This is a genomic window from Bacillus sp. AFS041924 (assembly GCF_002577195.1).
Lineage (GTDB): Bacteria > Bacillota > Bacilli > Bacillales > Bacillaceae_G > Gottfriedia.
The window spans coordinates 24,827-46,949 of record NZ_NULG01000005.1 but is presented as its reverse complement, the minus strand read 5'-3'; the positions used below and the strand labels follow the sequence as shown (position 1 = coordinate 46,949).

The window sequence follows — 22,123 nt, the reverse complement described above, 5'->3', positions numbered from 1 at the left end:
AAGAAAACTCGCCGATTGGCGAGCTGTAAGGCGAAGACAGAGGCATAGTTGCACTTATACTTAATTCCTAAAATTTGCAACTACGTCGAGCCCCTTCGTCGCTGCAAATTTATACTTTCTTAATGTGTAAAAAAGAAACTGAGAAATATTCTTCAGTTTCTTTTTTGTTGCTTATTTTTAATGCGAAGAAATACCAGACAAACCATGGCCAGTATTAGATTTCACAAGAATTTCATCAAATTTAGCTTCATTTTCTTTTTTACTTGAAAGTATAGTTCCTAAATACGCTGCAATAAATCCTAGAGGAATTGATATAATGCCCGGATTCGTTAAATTAATTAATGGATCACCAACAAAAATGGCTTTTCCCTCAATTGGGCTCCAAATATTTGGGCTAATCGTTACTAGAATGATTGCAGAAATTAATCCAGTTAACATACCTGCTATTGCTCCAGTTGTATTAAAACGCTTCCAATAAATTGTAAAAAGTATGACAGGCAAGTTCGCACTCGCAGCTACAGCAAATGCTAATGATACTAAAAAGGCTACATTTAATGTTTGTGCAAAGATTGCTAGTAAGATCGATATTAAAGCAACTCCAATAGAGGCATATCTTGCCATTGAAACTTGTTCTTTCTCAGTAGCTTTTCCTTGTTTTAAAATTTCATTGTAAAAATCATGTGCAAAAGCAGATGCAGCAGTTAATACTAATCCTGCTACTACTGCAAGTATAGTTGCAAATGCTACTGCTGAAACAAATGCAAATAAAAAATTACCTCCTAATACTTCAGCTAATAATGGTGCTGCCATATTACCTGCTGCATTTGCCTTTATGATTTCAGAATTCCCCACAAATGCAGCTGCCCCAAATCCAAGGAAAATTGTCATGATATAAAATGCCCCGATTAACCAAGTTGCATAAACGACTGATTTTCGGGCCGTTTTCGCATCACGAACTGTAAAGAAACGAACTAGTATATGCGGTAATCCAGCTGTTCCAAGAACAAGTGCTAAATTAAGTGAAATTGTATCTAAACCATTTGTATATTTTACACCTGGATTTAAAAAAGAGTCCTTTAAAGGAGTTGCCGTTCTCATTTGGCTGAACATTTCATTAATGTTGAAATTAAACTTTGCAAAGACAATAATTGATATAACTAAAGTTCCAAGCATCAGAAGTATCGCCTTTACGATTTGAACCCAACTAGTAGCCCTCATCCCACCAAATATTACATAAACAGTCATTAATACACCTACTATTAAAACAGCAGTAGTATACTCAATACCAAGTAATAATTTAATAAGTGCACCAGCTCCAACTAGTTGCGCAATCATATAAAAGACCGAAATCGTCATTGTGTTTAAAGCGGCTACCCCTCTTACTTTCTTTTGGTCAAATCGCGCTGCAATCATATCAGCTAACGTGTATTTTCCAAGATTTCGTAAAGGTTCTGCAACTAAATATAAAACTACTAAATAAGCAACTAAAAATCCGATACTATAAAAAAATCCATCGAATCCAGTAAGAGCGATGGCACCCGCAATTCCTAAAAAGGATGCTGCTGACATGTAGTCACCTGCAATTGCAAACCCATTTTGCCATCCAGTCAATCCCCCACCCGCAGTGTAAAAATCTTTCGCATCCTTTGTTTTTTTTGAAGCGTAATATGTAATAACTAGAGTTCCAAGTACGATTAATAAAAATAATGTAAATGCTGTCGTATTCAATTTTCCTCCCCTCCCTTATTTAGCTTCTCTAAAACTCCATCTGCCATTTTGTCAAAGGATTCTGCTTTTTTACTGTATATCATACATAAAACCCATGTCATAACAAATTGTGCAAATGCAAACAACCAAGCCCAAGTAAGCTCTCCTATTGCTTTTTTATTAAGTGCATTAGAATATGAAGTCATCAAAGGTAATGCAATGTAAAAACAAAAAAAGAATAAAGACATCGGTAAAATAAACTTTCTTTTTGCCTTCAGTAACTGCTTAAACTCTGGTGATTTTGCAACTTCCGAGTATGCGTACTGACTTAAATTAGAATCTCGATTCATCTTAATCTTCTCCTTTCAAGTTTTAGTTTTTTGAAGAATTTGATAAGAACAGTGCAAATCTTACCGAATGAATATTCAGAAACTAAGATAATTGTATTTCATTTGAATACACTTTAATAAACGTTTTCGATAGACAAGAATAAACATGTTCTTTTATTTTTTAATTTTTTTGTTGAACTTCATTTCGTGACAATATTGAAATACAAAAAGCATCCGATGACTTACAATCCTAAAACATACTTAGACAAAATAAATCTAACCGTACGAAATTTTTGTCCATAAAAAAATCCCTACTTTTGCATTGAAAAGTAAGGATTTTTAAACTATTTCACATTAAAAGTGAATGAATTATAAAACTTTCTCAAGAAATAACTTTGCACGAACAGTTTTTGGTTTTGAGAATAATTCAATTGGAGTTGCATCCTCCACTAAATTCCCTTCGTCTAAGAATAAAATTCGATCTGCAACTTCCTTTGCAAAACCCATCTCATGTGTAACGATGACCATTGTCATACCTGTATGAGCCAATGATTTCATTACTTCAAGAACTTCTTTTACCATCTCTGGATCTAATGCTGATGTTGGCTCATCAAATAGCATTACTTTTGGTTCCATTGCAAGTGCTCTTGCAATAGCCACACGTTGTTTTTGACCACCAGATAGCTTAGGAGGGTATACGTTTGCTTTTTCTAAAAGTCCAACTTTTTCAAGAAGTGCTTTTGCTTTTTCTTCAGCTTGCGTTTTACTTAAGCCTTTTACATTAATCGGAGCATACGTAATATTTTCTAGAACTGTCATATGTGGGAATAAATGAAAATGCTGGAATACCATCCCTACATCTTCACGTATTTTCATAATATTACTTTTAGGGTTTGTAATTTCAATATCTTCCATCCAAATTTTACCTGAAGATGGCGTTTCTAATAAATTCATACAACGTAAAAACGTTGATTTACCAGAACCAGATGGGCCAATCACTGCAACTACAGACCCTTGTTGAATGGTAGTTGAAATCCCTTTTAATACATGAACGTTTCCGAAGCTTTTATTTAAATCAGTAATTTTAATCATTTGTACGCATTCTCCTTTCAATAGATTTACCGAGTAGTGATAGTAACATAATGATAATATAATAAACCGCACCTACGAAAAGAAGTGGTTCCATAAATGAGTAAGTTTCTCCACCTACTAAAAATGCTCTACGCATTAAATCAGATGCACCAATTACTGTTACTATTGCAGATTCCTTCGTTAATGTAATAAATTCGTTCATTAATGCTGGTAAAATATTTTTAAATGCTTGTGGTAAAATGATTTTTGCCATCATTTTACGATAAGGAATCCCTAGTGCAGAAGCAGCTTCTTGTTGCCCTTTATCAACTGCTAGTATACCTGCACGTATAATTTCTGATACATAAGCTCCTGAATTTAAACCAAAAGCTAAAACCGCTGCTGGAAACTTTTCAATATCAACACCTATTAATTGTGGTAGACCAAAATAAATAATCATTAATTGCAAAACCATCGGTGTTCCACGAAAAATTGATGTATAAAAATCAGCGATTACAACTAGCCATTTTGCACGACTAATTTTCATTAACGCAAGTAGTATTGCTAAAACTAGACCTAATATAATTGAACATAAAACAACAAGTAATGTTAATTTTAATCCGGACAATATATATGGTATTGAAGGGACAATTTGAGAAAAATCTAAATCCATATTGTAGTACTCCTTTGCTATTGTCATTTAATTTTATTCGACAAATCCTATTTAGTTAAAGAGCACTGGTTTAGAAACCAATGCCCTTTGTTTCAACTAATTCATATCCAATGGATTGTTCGTATTCAGTTAATGCTTCGTCTAGAATAGCTAACCCATCAGCGATTTGCTCTTTCGTTACTGTTAACGGAGGAATCATTCGAATGACTTCACTGTTGTTACCACAGAAATAGAATAATACTCCTTTTTCTAGTGCGATATCAAGAATTTTAAATAATCCATCACCATCCGGTGCTTTCGTTGCTGGATTAATAATTTCAATACCGATCATTAAACCGATTGAACGAATGCTTCCAATTACTGGATGTTTTTCTTTTAATTCATTCAGTTTTTCAACAGCGTATGCTCCAACTTCTTTTGTATTTTCTAAAAGCTTTTCTTCTTTTATAATTTCTAATACTGCTAATGCAGCTGTACAAGCAATTGGGTTTCCTCCAAAAGTTGTCCCGTGGCTACCAAGTGGCCACTTCTTCATTAACTCATTTGATGCTACGGTCGCACTTAATGGAATACCGTTAGCAATTCCTTTTGCGATAGCCATAATATCTGGAGTTACATCAAAAGCATGCGCGGCAAACCATTCTCCTGTACGGCCAAATCCTGTTTGAACTTCATCAAATATTAGTAAAATATTATTTTTATCACAGATTTCTCGTATTTTCTTTAACCAAGCTTTAGGCGGTACAATATATCCACCTTCGCCTAGAACAGGCTCTACAATGACTGCAGCTACTTCTTCTGGTGTTACTTGATGATTAAATAAACGTTTAAAATCTTTTTCTAATTGTTCTACTACATATTGTTCCTCGTCATAACCATCTGGGCATTCTGAAACATTCGCATAAGGTATTTGATAAGAGCCAGTTGGTTGTAAGAATTTTCGATACTTACTTTTTGATGTCGTTACACTTAATGCCCCCATAGAACGGCCATGGAAACAACCAATAAATGAAACGATATAAGGACGTTTAGTTGCATGTTTTGCTAGTTTAAGAGCACCTTCAATCGCTTCAGTTCCACTATTACCAAAAAAGAAAGTATCTAAATTACCAGGGAGAATTTCAGCCAACTCATCTGCCAACTTTAAAATCGATTCGTAAATAATAACCCCTGAAGGACCATGAGCTAAAGAATCAGCACCATCTTTAATTGCCTGTACTACTTTCGGGTGACGATGTCCAACATTTGTAGTAGCAATTCCAGATGTAAAATCTAAATACTCTTTACCATCTACTCCGTAGTAGTAACAGCCTTCTTCTTTTACTACCGGTAAGTTAGGATGATCCTTAGCCATGCTTGGTGCAAGTCGTAAAGGCATTTTTTCTAATAAGTGACTCCAATCCTTCTCCATCAATAATTCCTCCCCTTATTACAACAAAAAGTTCTCAATTCCGATCTCATTTTGCTCTTATTTCAATTCTCCAAACCATTTTTTAACTAATTTATCAACCGTTCCATCTTCTTTTAATTCAGCAAGTGCTTTATCAAACTTAGGTGTTAATTTACTTCCCTTTGGAAGAGCTACAGCTGAACCAGATTGCTCAAAGAAATCTTCTATTAATAAACCTTGCATTTTAGGTAATTTATTCAAATAACCACTTGCAACAGATTGTTCAATAATAACTGCATCAAATCTTCCAGCTTTTAATTCTTCTACTAGCTCAGGGATACGATTACGATTTTCAACTTTAAATCCAACCTTTTTAGAAACTTCAATTGCTTTAGTTTCCTGAATTGAACCAGCTTGTACACCAATTGTTTTACCTTTTAAATCTGCAGCACTCTTAATATTTGAATCTTTATTTACGACTACCTCATTTTGATCAGTAAAGTATGATTCAGTGAAATCTGCATTTTTTGCACGAGCAGGAGTTTCTTTCATCCCAGCCATAATAAAATCAACTTTATCTGCATTCATTGCTGTAATTAAAGAGTTAAAATCGATGTCCTTCACTTCAATTTTGTAACCAGTTTTCTTACCTAACTCTTTTGCTAAATCAACATCAAAACCGACTATTTTATCATTTTTTGTGTCTATAAATTCATAAGGCTTATAATCCGCACTTGTTCCTAAGATTAAGGTTTTATCATCTGACTTGTTACAAGCAGATAACATTCCAATTGATAATGCTGATGCAGCTAAAACTCCGATTATTTTTTTCATGATGTTTTCCCCCTAATTTTTGAAAAATTCAAATATCTTATTACTATTATCTTTTTTAGAATTCTATTAAACAACTATTTTTTTCGAATGAATAATTATTTTATAAAATGAATTTTAACACATACTAATAAATATGCAACTATATTTTTCGGTATTTCGACAAAAAAATTCTATAAACCTTAATTTTACAAGGATACTATATAAAAATATTTTTTATTAAAATTCATTATAATTATATATTTATTCAACCGATTGAATAATACGATTACTCATACACTTTTTTGACTTTTCGAAAAGTTTTCGACAAATCTCGCAAATCTCTATATTTTTTACTACAAAATGTTTAAATTCCCCCAAATTTAAGCGTTTTCACACTTATTCATAAAAAAAATACCATATTTTGAATGGTATTTTCGCATAAATGATTACATTATTCATTTATAAATTATTTTATTATATTAAAACTTCTTCCTCGATTACTACATTAACAACCGTTTTCTCCTTATAATAAAAGGAATAGTGATGGATTCGTTCGTCACCCAATAGTATAGGAAGAAAATAAGGGATACACTCTCCAACACCTTGATTTTTATCACTTACTACCCAATCAATTTTTTTCCAATCTAAAATTCCTTCATTTGTTTTAAAAGGTGTATCATATTGTAAATCGCTCGGAACCTCAGCAAGAAATACATACATACCTCCGAAATCCACATCTGCTTCGTGCCAAGTCACTTTACCTTTATAAGTTAATTGACTCAATTCTATATGGATTCCTGTTTCCTCTGAGATCTCTCTTTGTACTGATCTTTCGATTGTTTCATCTTTTTCTATTTTACCACCAACACCATTCCAAATTCCCATTGTAGGCGCATTTATACGATTTAACATTAATAGTTCATCATTTCGTTTAATAAAGCATAAAGTATATTTCACAAAATCCCACGTACCTTTCAAGCAATTTAGTCATTTAATTCATATTAATTATGGCATAATTTACTATTTATTTGTGTTGAAAACAACTTTACTAATAATTTAGAATATTTTAAAATTTAATTAATATATTAGTACTACAAAGGAGAGGTGTGTTGTGGATCAATCAAATATTATCGATTTAAACCAGTATAGAAAATTTAAAAAACATAGATTAGAATCCTTCGCTTTTCGAGTAAACTATGATGAATCAGCACATAAAGATGCATTAATGCTATTACTTTTTACGTGTTCATTGGCTGCATTTTCTTTCTTTTTAATCTTTTATTTTATTTATAAAGTTACCAACTAAACCGAATCAGACCATATTTAGTTTACATAATATTAATATGTACAAAAAAAGTACAAAAATTTATNNATAAATTTTTGTACTTTTTTAATTAAATTTCTTCGCAATATTGGTCAAAGTAATTTTGAAGCTTTTGAATTACTTGCATTGGATCATGCCCTTCAATCTCATGACGTTCAACCATTGCAACTAGTTCACCATCTTTTAATAAAGCAAAAGAAGGTGAAGATGGAGCTTTACCAGTAAAATATTCACGAGCTCTTGCAGTCGCTTCTTTATCTTGCCCTGCAAACACAGTAACTAATTGATCAGGTCTTGCATCATAATGTACTGAATGTGCTGCTGCAGGACGAGCAATACCACCTGCACAGCCACATACTGAATTCACCATTACTAATGTTGTGCCCTTCTTTGCTAATGATTGCTCGACTTCCTCAGGTGTTTTTAATTCTGTATAACCAGCCGCTACGATTTCCTGACGTGCAGTATGGACAACATCATTCATAAAAAAGTTAAAATTCATATTCATTTCATCTACTCCTAACATGCTTTTTTTCATCTTACCAATATAGCGGCTATTAATTCAAGCTTTTGAACCTGCTATTATAATTATTTACCGTATCCTTATTCATTCACTAATTCATCAATCACACTTGGTAAATGAGCTAAAGCAGAAATGGCGTATTGGTAATCTTCATTTAAATTTTCTACAACCCGAATAACTGTTACAAATGGATTTTTACTTTCAAATTGATTAACCTTTTCAACGTCACCTGCAATAAATAATACTTTAGCATCGATTTTATTTTTTAATCCGATTGAATGTAAAGTAGACAATACATTTTTCATTAGCTCTTCTTCTTGCTCACTAGCTCCTTCTAAAATTATACAGTCCCAACTTAATAATTTAAGATGATCAAAAAGAAGTTCGTCCATATCTCTCCCTCCATATCGCTTGTTTATACAAATATATGAGGAAATGAACGAAAGCATACTTTTTTAGTATGAAATGCAAAAACTCTAACCGAAATGATTCATTTACACTTCTCCAAAATTAAATGCCAATACTAAAAAGAAAAAGAAAATAAATGTGAGGATATTTAAAACAGTACCAAAAATGATTATTGTTATTTTTTTCGAGAGAAATGCAAACATTATCCCTGTTAGTGATAAAATGCAAAAAAGTATAAGAAATATGCCCAGGTGTTTAGTATGTTCATTAATAAAAAAAGAGATAACTAAGCTAATCCCAACCATCATGATTGAAAGCCGACCATTTTTATTCATGAAAACTCCCCCATCCCGTTTCTTCTTATTAATAATGTATCACTCTAGTCCACTGGAAATGAATGGAAAAAATAATATATATGAACTTACTGCACCATAATTAATACAAAATAAAAAAAGAACACTTTAAGCGTTCTTCTAAGAATTAACTGTTAACTTCGTTTCCGATTGAAGTTCGACTTCTTTTCTTTTTTGAAAAAGACGATTTACAAAAAACATCATAGGAAAACTTAAAAATGCGATTGCACTAATAATAACAAATGCATGGCCACCCTTTTCATATCCGAAGTATGCTAATAAACTTCCACCTAGCGCAGGACCAAAAACAAATCCAAGTTTTGAGAATCCCATTGCGCCAAAATAAGTTCCCTTTAGCTCTTCTGGAGCAAGCTGATCCACAAATACATCTGTAAATGTAAATGCAAAGATTTCTCCAACAGTTAAAATGACCATTACGATTGCTAATAAGTAAAAATTAGTAAATAAACCGAATCCAGCAACCGCTAAACTTACGATTATGTTTCCAATCATCATTGAAACTGTAGGTGAAAAATTCTTCATTCTACTTACAATTGGAAACTGAAGTACTACGACAGTAACAGCATTAATTGTTGTTAAATATGCGTACAATTTAACCCCATCATGAAACTGTGGTGCATTAGCAAAATATTGCGACATTGTGGTAAAGCTTTGTGAATAACCAAGGCCATAAAAACAAATTGTTAGAATCGTTAAAGCAAAGATGATATCCTTGCGTAAAATCGAAAACGACGCTTTCATCGAAACTTTATTAGATGGAGCAGATTTCCCTTCTCCAATTTTATGTTTTGACAACATAAATAATAGTGTTAATCCATAAAGAAAGTACACAATTCCAGATAACACGAATGGTAATGTACTCTTAGAGCTTCCAAGATAAAGACCGACTAAAGGCCCTACTGCTACCCCAACATTTATTGCAGCATAACGCAAATTAAAGACTAACAGTTTTGATTTCTCATCGGTTAAGTCAGAAAGTAATGCTCTTGAAGAAGGTTCGAAAAATGATGAGCAAATATTTAAGATCGAATTCAGTACAAAAAACCATGCAAATGAATTTCCTAGTCCAAAACCAACTAATGTAATAGACCACAAGAAAATACTCAATAATAAAATAGTTTTCCTTCCAATACGATCAGAAAGGGTTCCCCCAATAAAGCTGAAAAACACCCCTAAAAATGATGAAACTGTTAACATAACCCCAACCATAGCAGGTGAGATCTGTTTAACTGAAGTTAAATAAATAGCTAAAAACGGCATACTTACTGTGCTAGCAAATCTAACGAATAAAGTCCCAATAACGATATTCCAAGCAACAGGATGTACGGCAGATAAATTTTTAAACATCTTATCCCCCCTATTTCTCTAAGATGTCACATATTTGTAAATTATCTTACAAATATTACAGTTTGTAAAGGGAAAAGAGCAGGGACTAAGGGTTCGTAGAAGCATTAAAGTCACAGTTAATAGAAATGCAAGTATATACACTAGAATGATCGTAATCACCGTTTAAAGATCATTCAAGATACAAAGGTAAGGATTATGCCTTAGCCTAGCCTTTCCTTCCATTCATCTCATCAGTTTTTTAGCTTTTCTTCATTTCTTTATACAGATTGTCTTTTAAAATTGCCATGAATCTATTTTTACTGTTATCGATGACTTCAAAGCCGTATTTGCGATATAAGTTGTGGGCATCTCTTGTGCCAAGCATAAATGTTCTGACTGTTGATAGTTTTTCATCATTCATGATTTGTTCCATTAGCCATTTAGATAAGCCTTGTTTACGATATTCAGGAAGAATAAATACGTCTGCTAAGTAGGCAAATGTAACTCCATCCGATACTACTCTTGCGAAGCCTACTTGATTAGGTTCATTTTCTTCCGGATTTCCTTTATACACACCAAAGCAAAAAGAACCTTCAATAAATCGATTAATATAATCAAACGGAATGTTGTTTGCCCAGTATGAATCTTGGTCTAAAAAATTATAAATAACCTCTCTGTTTAATAATTCTTTATTAGAAGAAATATAATAGCCGTTTTTCTCAACTAGCATAAATTTCACCCTTTTTAGTTTATTGAATTCAGAATAATATAATTATTTAATTTTATCACATGACTCTAATATGGGGCTATTTTTAAAAGTCGTCAAAATCCGGTAGCATAGATAGGGGGAGTCTCTTGACGATGTTTTTTAATTGAAGTCGATTTTAATGAAGTCTTCTATATCGATTATTAGCGGAATTCCTCAATATTTTTGTGTAAATCGAAGGAATATATAGTAAGATAGTAACTTTTTGAATGGGTCTACTTTTGGAAAATTATTAAGTCAAAACACTATTACCGGTTTGCACTTCAATTTTTATTTGCACACCTCAAATTTATCTCTACTTCTCATTTTTAAATGCTACTTTACGAAACAACATAAAAAGAGTGCCCTTTAGGACACCCTCTATAATTTAAGAATTAATATATGCTAGTGTTTTCTTTTGTTGTATTTTCTAGGATTTCTTTTACTCTTCCTAAGAATTTACCACAAATGAAACCGTCAAGTACACGGTGATCAAGTGATAAGCATAGGTTAACCATATCACGAACGCCAATCATGCCGTTTACAACAGCTGGACGTTTTACGATGCTTTCAATTTGTAAAATTGCAGCTTGTGGGTAGTTAATAATTCCTGCGCTTTGTACACTTCCGAATGATCCAGTGTTGTTTACAGTGAATGTACCACCTTGCATTTCGTCTGATTTTAATTTACCAGTACGAACTTTCGTCGCAAGTTCAGTAATTTCACGTGCAATACCTTTGATTGTTTTTTCATCAGCGTTTTTAATGACTGGTACGAATAATGCATCATCAGTTGCAACAGCGATTGATAAATTAATATCTTTCTTTTGAATGATTTTGTCGCCAGCCCACATTGAATTAATCATTGGGTATTCTTTAAGTGCTTGAGCTACTGCTTTAACAAAGAATGCGAAGAATGTTAAAGAGAAACCTTCTTTTTGTTTGAATGAATCTTTAAGGCTGTTTCTGTAATTAACTAAGTTTGTAACATCCACTTCAATCATCATCCAAGCATGTGGAGCTTCATGTTTACTACGTAACATATTTGCAGCAATTGCTTTACGTACGCCTGTAACAGGAATTTCAATATCACCAACCGCTGTAGGAATAACTGGTGCTGGTGCAGCAGCAGGTGCTTTTGCTACTTCGACAGCAGGTGCAGTTTGTGCTACAACTGGTTGAGCAGCTGCTTCAACTGCAACTGGTGCAGCTTGAGGTACACCGTTAGCAATCACATTTAATACGTCTTTTCTTGTTACTCGACCATTATTTCCAGTACCAGGAATTAATGAAAGGTCAAGATTATTCTCTTGTGCTAAACGAAGTACAGCTGGAGAATAACGTACTTTACCTGACTCATCAGTTTTAGAAATAGTTTGTACTGGTGCAGCAGCAACCGGAGCTTGTGTCGGTGCTGGTGCTGCAGGTGCAGCTTTTTCTGCAGGTTTAGTTTCTTCGATTGTTGTTGCGGCTACTTCACCAGAAGCACCTTCAACTTCAATTGTACAAATAACTTCACCAACAGCTAAAGTGTCACCTTCATTTGCGATTAACTCTTTAATTACGCCAGAAAATGAAGATGGTACTTCAGCGTTAACTTTATCTGTCATAACTTCAGCAAGTGGATCGTATTTATTTACATGATCTCCTACTTTTACTAACCAAGTACTAATTGTACCTTCTGTTACACTTTCACCTAATTGAGGCATTTTAATATTTTCGATCATCATTATGTCCCCCTTTTTCAAACAGTGCCGTTAAAATGCTGCAAGTTCTCTAGCCGCTTTTTCTACTTTATCTGGATTAACCATGAAGAATTTTTCCATTGTAGGAGAATAAGGCATTGCCGGAACATCAGGCCCAGCAAGGCGAGCGATTGGCGCATCTAGGTCAAATAAGCAATTTTCAGCAATGATTGCTGCAACTTCACTCATTATGCTTCCTTCTTTATTATCTTCAGTTACTAATAAAACTTTACCTGTTTTAGCAGCAGCTTCGATAATTGATTCTTTATCTAATGGATAAATTGTACGTAAATCTAAAACATGTACAGAAATTCCATCTTGAGCTAATTTTTCAGCTGCTTGAAGAGCAAAATGTACACATAATCCGTAAGTGATGATTGTAATATCTTCACCTTCTCGTTTTACATCAGCTTTACCAATTGGAAGTACATAATCAGTCTCAGGTACTTCTCCTTTAATTAAACGATATGCACGTTTGTGCTCAAAGAAAATTACTGGGTCATTATCACGAATTGCTGCTTTTAATAAACCTTTTACATCATAAGGAGTAGAAGGCATTACAATTTTTAATCCTGGTTGACCTGCAAATACCTTCTCTACAGATTGAGAGTGGTAAAGTGCACCGTGTACACCGCCTCCATAAGGAGCACGAATTGTAATAGGACAAGTCCAGTCATTGTTTGAACGATAACGAACTCTTGAAGCCTCAGAAATAATTTGGTTTACAGCAGGCATAATGAAATCAGCAAATTGCATTTCAGCTACTGGTCTAAGTCCGTACATTGCAGCACCAATACCAACACCTGCAATTGCAGATTCAGCAAGTGGCGTATCTAAAACACGATCCTCACCAAATTGATCATAAAGACCATGAGTCGCTTTGAATACTCCACCTTTTAATCCAACGTCTTCCCCTAATACAAATACCTTTGGATCGCGTTCCATTTCCTCTTTTAACGCTAATGTTACTGCATCTATATAAGAAATTACTGCCATATTGTCCTACCCCCTCTTATTTCTCTTCGTAAACAAACTTCAATGCGTGCTCAGGTGCAGCATATGGAGCGTTCTCTGCATAGTCTGTTGCTTCATCAACTGTTGCTTTCATTTTAGCATCAAGTGCTTTTTCGATTTCTTCAGTAAGTATCCCAACTTCACGTAAATACGTAGCAAAAGTGTATAAGCAATCTTTACTTTTAGCTTCTTCTACTTCTTCGCGTGAACGATAAATGCGATCATCATCATCACTAGAGTGAGCAGTTAGACGATATGATACTGCTTCAATTAAAGTAGGACCTTCTCCACGACGAGCGCGGTCTACCGCTTCTTTCGTAACACGGTATACTTCTAATGGATCATTTCCATCTACAGTAAATCCTGGCATTCCATATCCAATTGCACGATCAGATACTTTTTCACAAGCTAATTGTTTTTCGATAGGTACTGAAATAGCATACTTATTATTTTCACAGAAGAAAATTACTGGTAACTTATGTACGCCAGCAAAGTTAGCTCCTTCATGGAAATCACCTTGATTAGAAGAGCCTTCACCAAACGAAACCCATGATACGATATCTTTACCTTCCATTTTAGCAGCTAAAGAAACACCTACTGCGTGTGGAACCTGTGTTGTAACTGGAGACGAACCTGTAACGATACGATTTTTCTTTTGTCCAAAGTGACCTGGCATTTGACGACCACCAGAGTTTGGATCTTCAGCTTTCGCAAAACCTGATAACATTAATTCAGTCGGTGTCATACCAAATTGTAAAACAACACCCATATCTCGGTAATATGGTAATACATAATCTTTTGTGTTATCTAACGCATAAGCTGATCCTACTTGTGCTGCCTCTTGACCTTGACAAGAAATAACGAAAGGAATTTTACCAGCACGATTTAATAACCACATACGCTCATCAAGACGACGTGCTAATAGCATTGTTTCATACATACTTAGAACGTCATCGTTTGATAAACCAAGCTGTTCATGACGGTTTGAAGTTGTAACCTTTTCCATAAATATCCCCCTAAAATGAAATGTGGAAGGCGTTTGTTCAGCCCCGACAAGCATAAGACAAATACCGATTAAGGTTGCTTTTTAACCTTGATTGGTATTTGGCTTATGACCTCGAGGGGCTAACGCCTGGAACTAGACACCCTGTTATGCATATTTTTTAGATGAAATGTAGAGAGCTTAATCTCTACATTTCATTAATTTAAAATTAAGAATGAATTGCCAATCCTTCTACAGCAAGTGCTGCTTCTCCAATTGCTTCTGATAATGAAGGATGTGGATGAATTGTATGAGAAATTTCCCAAGCAGTTGCATCTAATACTCGTGCTAATCCTGCTTCTGAAATCATATCCGTAACATGAGGTCCAATCATGTGGACACCTAAAAGATCATTTGTCTCTTCATCAACAATTATTTTTACGAAACCATCATGCTCTCCGTAAACTAGAGCTTTACCAATTGCACGGAAAGAGAATTTACCTTTTTTAACATTGTATCCTTTTTCTTTTGCTTCGCGCTCAGTTAAACCAACTGATGCAACTTCTGGATTACTGTATACACATTTACTAACCATAGTTGGATCTAATGGAAGTGGCGTATTACCAGCGATATGCTCAACAGCAATTGTTCCTTCTCTTGAAGCAACATGAGCTAATTGTAAGCCACCAATCACATCACCAATTGCATAAATATGTGATTCTTTTGTTTGGTAATAAGAATTTGTTTGGATAAAACCATTTTCAACTACGATGTCAGTATTTTCTAAGCCGATTCCTTCAACATTTGCTTGGCGACCAACAGATACTAACATTTTTTCAGCAGTGAATGATTTTTCAGCATCTTTATGAAGTGCATTTATTCTTACGCCATTATCAATTACTAAAGTTTCAGCTAAAACTTTTGCATCAGTAACTAATTTGATTCCTTTTTTCTTTAATAATCTAGTCATTTCTTTAGAAATTTCTTCGTCTTCTAAAGGTAAAATAGTTTTACTATACTCGATTACTGTTACCTCAACACCAAAATCTGCTAACATTGAAGCCCATTCAATACCAATTACACCGCCACCAACGATAATAATTGACTCCGGAAGAGACTCCATTTTTAACGCCTCATCAGATGACATTACGTGCTCACCATCAATTGTTAAACCAGGTAAAGACTTTGGTCTTGAACCAGTTGCGACTAATACATTTTTAGGGATTAACATTTCATTCTCGCTACCATCGTTCATTTCTACAGAAATTGTTCCAGGCATTGGAGAGAAGATTGAAGGTCCTAAAATACGTCCTAAACCATTGTATACATCGATTTTACCTTGTTTCATTAAGTGTTCTACACCTTTATGAAGACCGGCAACGATATTTTCTTTTCTTTGTTGTACTTTACTAAAATTTAAAGTTACGCCTGATGTTTCAACACCAAACTCTTCACTTTTCTTAGCAGTTGAAAAAACTTCAGCACTACGTAATAATGCTTTACTTGGAATACAGCCTGCATGTAAGCAAGTTCCACCTAGTTTATTTTTTTCTACTACTGCTACTTTTAATCCTAATTGAGAAGCACGAATAGCAGCTACGTAGCCACCTGTACCGCCACCGAGTACGACTAAATCATATTCTGTTGCCATGATGAAATTCTCCTCACATTTATACTAAAGATTTAATTGCAAATTCGCCAGGATAGATTTTTGCTTCTTCTTCTTCTCGAAGTACTCGAAGTGCACCTTCACAAAGAGCTTGAAGTTCATTTTCACCTGGTAAAACAATCACACGTGCCATCCATTTAACTCTTTTTGTAATTTCATTAACAATAAAATCACTATAAGCAATTCCACCTGTTAATATAATTGCATCAATATCGCCTTCTAGAACTGCTGCTGCACTTCCAATTTCTTTTGCTACTTGGTAAGCCATTGCCTCATATACTAGCGCAGCTTTTTCGTCACCGTCTTCAATCATGTTTTCTACTTTGATTGCATCTGCAGTACCAAGATAGCTCACTAATCCACCTTGACCAACCATCATTTTTTGAACTTCGTTAATATAGTAGTCACCAGAGAAACAAAGTTTTATTAAATCACCGATTGGTACAGTTCCAGCACGTTCTGGACTGAATGGACCTTCACCATCTAAACCGTTATTAACGTCAATAACACGACCTTTTTTATGAGCACCAACGCTCACCCCGCCACCCATATGGGCAATAATAAGGTTTAAATCGTTATATGACTGTTCTAACTGTTTTGACACTTTTCGTGCAACAGCCTTTTGGTTTAATGCATGGAAAACACTTCTTCTTTCCATAAGTGATTGTCCGCTGATTCTTGCTACAGGTTCTAATTCATCAACAACTACCGGATCAACGATAAATGCTGGAATGTTTAACCCTTGTGCAATCTCATTTGCAATGATTCCACCAAGATTTGATGCATGTTGACCACTATAGCCAATTTTCAAATCTTCTAACATGATTTCATTTACTGCATAAGTTCCACCTTCGATTGGTCTAAGTAGTCCACCTCGGCCACATACAGCACTTAATTTAGAAATGTTAATTCCTTCTTTGTGTAAAACCTCTAAAATAACATTTTTTCTAAATTCATATTGATCAATTATTGTTTTATATTTATTTACTTCTTCATCGTCATGGCGTATTGTTTGTTCAAAAATTGGTTTTTCATCATCAAATACACCAACCTTTGTGGATGTGCTGCCAGGATTAATTACTAAAATACGATGCATTTGTCAACACTCTCCCTTCTAAGTTTACCTTACCTTTATAACTAGAAAGAAAGAGCTACTCTAGATCCACTCTTTCTTTCCATCTAAAAAATAAAGGAATTTTTTTAAATCAGTTAATTATCTTCTGCTTAAGATGTTGTGACCATTAGATAAGAATTGGCTACGAGATTTTGCCATTGTAGCAATACGTTCTTCAGCTAAACGATCAGCAGCTAAATATGTTGGAATACCATCACGTTTTGAAATTTCGATAACTTTTGCAATGTTATCATATAAGCCTTCAACTTTTTTCATTGCACGATCATAATTATATCCGTATAACTCATCAGCAACGTTGATTACTCCACCTGAATTGATTACGTAATCAGGAGCATAAACGATTCCTAATTCATGGATTAAATCACCATGACGAGTTTCTTTTAATTGGTTATTTGCAGAACCTGCAATAACTTTCGCTTTTAATAAAGGAATTGTTTTATCGTTGATAGTCGCACCTAATGCACATGGAGCGTAAATATCACATTCAACACCATAAATATCATCAGGGTCTACAGCTGTAGCTCCAAATGCTTCTACAGCTCGTTGTACCGCTTCTTTATTGATATCAGTTACGATTAATTGTGCGCCTTCTTCATGTAAGTACTCGCAAAGGCTGTATGCAACATTCCCAACACCTTGGATAGCAATTTTTTTACCTTCTAAGCTGTCAGTACCAAATGCTTCTTTTGCTGCAGCTTTCATACCACGGTATACACCAAAAGCAGTAACTGGTGATGGATTACCTGAAGAACCGAATGATGGTGAAATACCTGTTACATAATCAGTTTCTTCGTGGATTAAATCCATATCTGCTACAGTAGTACCTACGTCTTCAGCAGTAATGTAACGACCATTTAAGCCTTGGATGTAACGACCGAACGCACGGAACATTGCTTCGTTTTTATCTTTACGTGGATCACCGATGATTACAGTTTTACCTCCACCTAGGTTTAAGCCAGCAGCAGCATTTTTATAAGTCATACCTTTAGCTAAACGTAGAGCATCTTCAATTGCAGCTTCTTCTGTATCGTAAGTCCACATTCTAGTTCCACCTAAAGCCGGACCTAAAGTTGTATCATGAATCGCGATAATCGCTTTTAATCCTGATTCTTTATCTTGGCAGAAAACTACTTGCTCATAATCATAAGTTTCTAAGTATTTGAAGATTTCCATGTAATAACAGCTCCCTTAAAATGTGTAAGTTTAGTTTTTAGAATTACATATAGCTAATGCTAATGAATATAATTTTGTCATTGCAGAGTCAGAACGCGATGTTAAAACAATCGGTGCCTTTGCTCCAGCAATTAATGCAGCCACTTCTGAGTTAGCCATAAAGACTAAAGATTTATATAAAATATTTCCAGTTTCTATCGTCGGTACTAATAAAATATCAGCTCGCCCAGCAACCTCACCAGTTAAACCTTTATGTTCAGCTGCTTCAACAGAAATGGCATTATCAAGCGCTAATGGTCCATCAACAATACAATTTTTAATTTGTCCTCTTGTATTCATGACAGTTAATGTAGCTGCATCTAGTGTTGCTTGCATTGCAGGATTTACTACTTCAACAGCTGCTAAAACAGCAACTTTAGGGGTTTCGATTCCTACTTTCCTTGCAATATCAACACTATTTTCAATAATCTTCACCTTTTGATCTAGCGTAGGTGCAATATTCATCGCAGCATCCGTTACGATTACTGCATTTTCTCTACCTGGTACGTCGAATATAGCAACATGTGATAAAACACTTTTATCCCTTAAGCCATATTCTTTATTCAATACTTCTTTTAGAAGAACTGAAGATGGAAGATTACCTTTCATCACAATTGAAGCTTCGCCAGAGCGAACAGCTACAACTGCATTTTTAGCAGCCTCTTTGACTGAATTAGAATGAACAATTTTTAGTCTTTCTGCAAATTGATCATTTTTTAATAAATCTTCATACAGTTCATAAATAGCTTGCTCATTTCCGAAAAGTAAAAAATTTGCCAAATCATTATCTAGCGCAATTGAAACTGCCTCTTTTACTTCGAAATCTTCAGCAACAGCTACAGCAACAGTTTGCGTAGAATGATTTTTCGCGCGTAACATTATATCTGTTAAATTCATTGAAAGCCCTTCCTTTCATCCCCCTGCACTATATAAAGCAATTAGCGTGCCAACTTTTCAAAAAGGATACAACTATTTTAAAAATAGTTGAAAAGCCTTACATTCCCAGCATTCTAGTACCAGGTACTAGTAACACCAATAAATCTATTCTACAACAATATTTTGAAAAATGACAGTAATTGTATGCAAAAATATTCATAGCACGCAAATTATTGCGTGCTATTTTTTGCATTGTGGAATTTTTCCAACTTATAATATAAATTCCTAACAGATATCCCTAGTTCTTTTGCTGACTTTGTTTTATTTCCATTATTCTTCAGTAAAACCTTCTCAATGATTTCACCTTCATAATTTATCACCATTTCGTCAAGAGAGCTAATTTCTTCAGTATGAACTTCATTATGATTAACAGATTGTTCTTGTTTAACTTGTACAATTGCCGATAAATGTTCGGGGTTGATTTTTTTTTCGTTAAATTTCATGAATATAACTGCTCTTCCTAGTACATTTTCCAATTCCCTAACATTCCCTGGCCAATTATAACTTTTTAATTTATTTAATGCTGATATTGATATACCTTCAACATTACGACCATAGTCTTGGTTTATTTTTGCTAATAACCTTTCGCCAATCGGTAAAATATCTTCAATTCGATCCTTAAGTGCAGGAATTATAATAGGAAGTTTATTTAATCGGTAATAAAGATCCTCACGAAACTTTCCTTCAATGATCGCTTCCTCCAGATGGACATTCGTCGCTGCAATTACACGCACATTAATTGGAATAGACTTTGTCCCACCTACACGTCTAATTTCTTTTTCTTGTAGGACCCTTAATAGTTTGGCTTGCATTGCAGGTGATAATTCTCCAATTTCGTCTAAGAAAATACTACCATTATTCGCTTCTTCAAAAAGCCCTCTTTTACCACCACGTTTTGCACCTGAAAAGGCACCTTCCTCGTACCCAAATAATTCACTTTCCAATAAGGTTTCAGAAATTGCAGCACAATTAACACGAACAAATTTATTATATTTGCGATCGCTTTCATTATGAATCGCGTGAGCAAACAATTCTTTACCAGTTCCAGATTCTCCACGGAGCAATACAGTAGCTGGGGTGCTTGCAGCTAATTTAGCCTGCATGATTGCTAATCGTATCCCTTCAGAGTCACCAGCTATATCTTCAAATGAATACTTCGCCTCTAATGTTCTAATAATTTGTCGTGCTCTATGAAGCTCAGTCGTTAATTGAGAAATTTCAGAAACATCATGGATGACCCCAACACTTCCTTTTAATTTCCCATCAACAATTACAGGGGCTACATTAACCAATACATCACGATTTTGCTTACCGACCTTCATTCGTACACCACGTACAGCTTGCTTGGTTTTTAAAACTTTTAAATGGACACTTTCACCTTCAGTAATATCAATCGTAGCATGTTTACCAATAACTTGTTCACTTGATAAACCAGTTAATCTCGTGTATGCAGGATTAATTATTATTCCATTACCTTTTTCATCTACAACCGAGATTGCTTCATCCGAACTTTGAATAACCGCTTCAAGCATGCTATACACTTCTTTTAAGTTCGTAACCTCTTCTGCTAAATCTAATACTTCCGTATCATCTTTAAAAACAGAAATGGCCCCTTCAAGTTCTCCATCCTCACGAAAGATTGGAATACGGGTTGTAAAAATCTTACTTCCATTTATTAAAATGTGCTCTTGATTTATTTCTTTCTTTTTCGTTTGAAGAACACGAGGTAATTTACTAGTCGGGACAACATCTAATATATACCTACCAATCGCATTATCTTTATCAGTTTGAAGCATTCTTTCTGCTGATCGATTAAATAAAAGAACTTTCCCCCATTTATCAACTACGATCATTCCATCATGCGTATTATCCAAAATTAATTCCTGTTGTCTTTTTTTATTATTAATTAAATTAAACAGCGACTCTTTTTCTTGTACAAGATCAGAAATCATTTTGGCAACTGTACCTGGTATCACTAAAGTATGTTTAGCTTTATGCTGGTTTATTTCCTGGTATATTGTTTCATCTCCAGTTGTATTAATAACAACATCAATTTCATCTGATAAATTTGATTTCCAATCCTTAAGTATTGGAATATGTAAGCTTTTAGCTAATTCTAAGCCTTTAGCTTCTTTTATCATATCTACTACAGCAACAACATGAAATAAATCAGAATGGGATAAAAGCTTTAATACAGCTGTGCCTCCTGTTCCCATTCCGACAATCATTACGTTTTGTTTCATCTTAGTTCACCTACTAATTTCAACAAATTATTAAACACATTTAACTATTATATATATAAAGTCGTTCTTTCGTCTATTTCAAATGTTTTATAAGTCTTGACAACACTATACTTGTATAAGATTATGAAGAAAGAGAATTACGAAATTTAATTCATTATTGTTACTTTTTATCGGAGGAATTAATAAACATGAGAGAATCATTTACACGCATGTTAGCATTCGTTGTGATTGTTGTACCAATAGCTTTAGCAGTTATCGGAATTAAATTACTTCGTGACACCGTATTTCTAATCCATTCTTTTGGAATTCCTAATCTTCCATTGCAATTATTAATTGGGCTAGTTTCATTAGGAGCTGGTTTCTATTTAGTTGGAAGCTTTGTATTATTTAGAGATCGTAAACGCAATAAAGTTCAAGGTAGATTTTTAAAAAGATAATCTGCCTAATTAAATGTAAGTTTATTCCCAAAGCAGGATACAAGCAGAAATACAAAAAAGTGCTCAC

21 protein-coding genes are annotated in these 22,123 nt (G+C 34.3%); 2 read left to right on the top strand and 19 right to left on the bottom strand.

The window, feature by feature from the left end; genetic code table 11:
• Positions 1–177: 177 nt before the first annotated feature.
• From COC46_RS01790 to COC46_RS01760, 7 genes are all read right to left on the bottom strand, one after another.
• Positions 178–1,728 carry a solute symporter family protein gene (locus tag COC46_RS01790; RefSeq protein ID WP_098808063.1) on the bottom strand — a complete coding sequence of 517 codons (1,551 nt, stop codon included), beginning with the start codon at positions 1,726–1,728 and terminating at the stop codon, positions 178–180.
• Positions 1,725–2,057 (bottom strand): DUF485 domain-containing protein, encoded by a 333-nt coding sequence (locus tag COC46_RS01785; protein WP_098808062.1) that lies wholly within the window; start codon positions 2,055–2,057, stop codon positions 1,725–1,727. The genes COC46_RS01790 and COC46_RS01785 overlap by 4 nt, the downstream gene beginning before the upstream one ends.
• A gap of 348 nt (positions 2,058–2,405) precedes the next feature.
• Entirely contained in the window at positions 2,406–3,128 is a 723-nt protein-coding gene (locus COC46_RS01780) for an amino acid ABC transporter ATP-binding protein (RefSeq protein WP_098808061.1), read from the bottom strand.
• Positions 3,121–3,780, bottom strand: a complete 660-nt coding sequence (locus tag COC46_RS01775) for an amino acid ABC transporter permease (RefSeq protein WP_098808060.1) — start codon at positions 3,778–3,780, stop codon at positions 3,121–3,123. The genes COC46_RS01780 and COC46_RS01775 overlap by 8 nt, the downstream gene beginning before the upstream one ends.
• Before the next feature lie 70 nt (positions 3,781–3,850).
• Positions 3,851–5,191, bottom strand: a complete 1,341-nt coding sequence (locus COC46_RS01770; protein WP_098808059.1) for an aspartate aminotransferase family protein — start codon at positions 5,189–5,191, stop codon at positions 3,851–3,853.
• Positions 5,192–5,248: 57 nt separating this feature from the next.
• Positions 5,249–6,004 (bottom strand): transporter substrate-binding domain-containing protein, encoded by a 756-nt coding sequence (locus COC46_RS01765; protein ID WP_098808058.1) that lies wholly within the window; start codon positions 6,002–6,004, stop codon positions 5,249–5,251.
• Between the two features lie 453 nt (positions 6,005–6,457).
• Complete coding sequence (locus COC46_RS01760) at positions 6,458–6,940, bottom strand: NUDIX hydrolase (protein WP_255294785.1); 483 nt, start codon at positions 6,938–6,940, stop codon at positions 6,458–6,460.
• Positions 6,941–7,094: 154 nt separating this feature from the next.
• Here COC46_RS01760 and COC46_RS01755 point away from each other — a divergent pair, with 154 nt between their 5' ends.
• Entirely contained in the window at positions 7,095–7,289 is a 195-nt protein-coding gene (locus tag COC46_RS01755) for a hypothetical protein (RefSeq protein WP_098808057.1), read from the top strand.
• An 88-nt stretch (positions 7,290–7,377) separates the two neighbouring features.
• Here COC46_RS01755 and COC46_RS01750 read toward each other — a convergent pair whose 3' ends face one another.
• From COC46_RS01750 to COC46_RS01690, 12 genes are all read right to left on the bottom strand, one after another.
• A complete protein-coding gene (locus COC46_RS01750) occupies positions 7,378–7,815 on the bottom strand; it encodes a BrxA/BrxB family bacilliredoxin (RefSeq protein ID WP_098808056.1) in 438 nt (145 codons plus the stop codon).
• 95 nt (positions 7,816–7,910) lie between these two features.
• Positions 7,911–8,222, bottom strand: coding sequence for a hypothetical protein (locus tag COC46_RS01745; protein ID WP_098808055.1), 312 nt, complete (start codon positions 8,220–8,222; stop codon positions 7,911–7,913).
• 489 nt (positions 8,223–8,711) lie between these two features.
• A complete protein-coding gene (locus COC46_RS01735) occupies positions 8,712–9,959 on the bottom strand; it encodes an MDR family MFS transporter (RefSeq protein WP_098808053.1) in 1,248 nt (415 codons plus the stop codon).
• 238 nt (positions 9,960–10,197) lie between these two features.
• Positions 10,198–10,668: a GNAT family N-acetyltransferase gene (locus tag COC46_RS01730; protein ID WP_098808052.1), complete on the bottom strand. Its 471-nt coding sequence runs from the start codon at positions 10,666–10,668 to the stop codon at positions 10,198–10,200.
• A 410-nt stretch (positions 10,669–11,078) separates the two neighbouring features.
• Positions 11,079–12,413 carry a dihydrolipoamide acetyltransferase family protein gene (locus COC46_RS01725; RefSeq protein WP_098808051.1) on the bottom strand — a complete coding sequence of 445 codons (1,335 nt, stop codon included), beginning with the start codon at positions 12,411–12,413 and terminating at the stop codon, positions 11,079–11,081.
• 27 nt (positions 12,414–12,440) lie between these two features.
• Entirely contained in the window at positions 12,441–13,424 is a 984-nt protein-coding gene (locus COC46_RS01720) for an alpha-ketoacid dehydrogenase subunit beta (protein WP_098808050.1), read from the bottom strand.
• Positions 13,425–13,440: 16 nt separating this feature from the next.
• A complete protein-coding gene (locus tag COC46_RS01715; protein WP_098808049.1) occupies positions 13,441–14,448 on the bottom strand; it encodes a thiamine pyrophosphate-dependent dehydrogenase E1 component subunit alpha in 1,008 nt (335 codons plus the stop codon).
• Between the two features lie 205 nt (positions 14,449–14,653).
• On the bottom strand, positions 14,654–16,075 hold the full coding sequence (gene lpdA / locus COC46_RS01710) for a dihydrolipoyl dehydrogenase (protein WP_098808048.1): 1,422 nt from the start codon (positions 16,073–16,075) through the stop codon (positions 14,654–14,656).
• Positions 16,076–16,094: 19 nt separating this feature from the next.
• Entirely contained in the window at positions 16,095–17,189 is a 1,095-nt protein-coding gene (gene buk / locus COC46_RS01705; RefSeq protein ID WP_098808047.1) for a butyrate kinase, read from the bottom strand.
• A 117-nt stretch (positions 17,190–17,306) separates the two neighbouring features.
• The gene (bcd, locus tag COC46_RS01700) at positions 17,307–18,401 is read right to left on the bottom strand and encodes a branched-chain amino acid dehydrogenase (protein WP_098808046.1); all 1,095 of its coding nucleotides are present in this window, start codon (positions 18,399–18,401) and stop codon (positions 17,307–17,309) included.
• A gap of 30 nt (positions 18,402–18,431) precedes the next feature.
• On the bottom strand, positions 18,432–19,337 hold the full coding sequence (gene yqiS, locus COC46_RS01695; RefSeq protein ID WP_098808045.1) for a phosphate butyryltransferase: 906 nt from the start codon (positions 19,335–19,337) through the stop codon (positions 18,432–18,434).
• A gap of 209 nt (positions 19,338–19,546) precedes the next feature.
• Positions 19,547–21,619, bottom strand: a complete 2,073-nt coding sequence (locus tag COC46_RS01690; RefSeq protein ID WP_098808044.1) for a sigma-54 interaction domain-containing protein — start codon at positions 21,617–21,619, stop codon at positions 19,547–19,549.
• A gap of 188 nt (positions 21,620–21,807) precedes the next feature.
• Here COC46_RS01690 and COC46_RS01685 point away from each other — a divergent pair, with 188 nt between their 5' ends.
• Positions 21,808–22,056: a DUF2627 domain-containing protein gene (locus COC46_RS01685; RefSeq protein WP_098808043.1), complete on the top strand. Its 249-nt coding sequence runs from the start codon at positions 21,808–21,810 to the stop codon at positions 22,054–22,056.
• Positions 22,057–22,123: the final 67 nt, after the last annotated feature.

Bases quoted from the DNA above. Each gene is read 5' to 3' on its own strand.
- bcd (WP_098808046.1), bottom strand. From the start codon at position 18,401: ATGGAAATCTTCAAATACTTAGAAACTTATGATTATGAGCAAGTAGTT.
- COC46_RS01735 (WP_098808053.1), bottom strand. From the start codon at position 9,959: ATGTTTAAAAATTTATCTGCCGTACATCCTGTTGCTTGGAATATCGTT.
- COC46_RS01725 (WP_098808051.1), bottom strand. From the start codon at position 12,413: ATGATGATCGAAAATATTAAAATGCCTCAATTAGGTGAAAGTGTAACA.
- COC46_RS01765 (WP_098808058.1), bottom strand. From the start codon at position 6,004: ATGAAAAAAATAATCGGAGTTTTAGCTGCATCAGCATTATCAATTGGA.
- buk (WP_098808047.1), bottom strand. From the start codon at position 17,189: ATGCATCGTATTTTAGTAATTAATCCTGGCAGCACATCCACAAAGGTT.
- COC46_RS01730 (WP_098808052.1), bottom strand. From the start codon at position 10,668: ATGCTAGTTGAGAAAAACGGCTATTATATTTCTTCTAATAAAGAATTA.
- COC46_RS01775 (WP_098808060.1), bottom strand. From the start codon at position 3,780: ATGGATTTAGATTTTTCTCAAATTGTCCCTTCAATACCATATATATTG.
- COC46_RS01780 (WP_098808061.1), bottom strand. From the start codon at position 3,128: ATGATTAAAATTACTGATTTAAATAAAAGCTTCGGAAACGTTCATGTA.
- COC46_RS01715 (WP_098808049.1), bottom strand. From the start codon at position 14,448: ATGGAAAAGGTTACAACTTCAAACCGTCATGAACAGCTTGGTTTATCA.
- COC46_RS01745 (WP_098808055.1), bottom strand. From the start codon at position 8,222: ATGGACGAACTTCTTTTTGATCATCTTAAATTATTAAGTTGGGACTGT.
- lpdA (WP_098808048.1), bottom strand. From the start codon at position 16,075: ATGGCAACAGAATATGATTTAGTCGTACTCGGTGGCGGTACAGGTGGC.
- COC46_RS01720 (WP_098808050.1), bottom strand. From the start codon at position 13,424: ATGGCAGTAATTTCTTATATAGATGCAGTAACATTAGCGTTAAAAGAG.
- COC46_RS01750 (WP_098808056.1), bottom strand. From the start codon at position 7,815: ATGAATATGAATTTTAACTTTTTTATGAATGATGTTGTCCATACTGCA.
- COC46_RS01690 (WP_098808044.1), bottom strand. From the start codon at position 21,619: ATGAAACAAAACGTAATGATTGTCGGAATGGGAACAGGAGGCACAGCT.
- COC46_RS01785 (WP_098808062.1), bottom strand. From the start codon at position 2,057: ATGAATCGAGATTCTAATTTAAGTCAGTACGCATACTCGGAAGTTGCA.
- yqiS (WP_098808045.1), bottom strand. From the start codon at position 19,337: ATGAATTTAACAGATATAATGTTACGCGCGAAAAATCATTCTACGCAA.
- COC46_RS01685 (WP_098808043.1), top strand. From the start codon at position 21,808: ATGAGAGAATCATTTACACGCATGTTAGCATTCGTTGTGATTGTTGTA.
- COC46_RS01770 (WP_098808059.1), bottom strand. From the start codon at position 5,191: ATGGAGAAGGATTGGAGTCACTTATTAGAAAAAATGCCTTTACGACTT.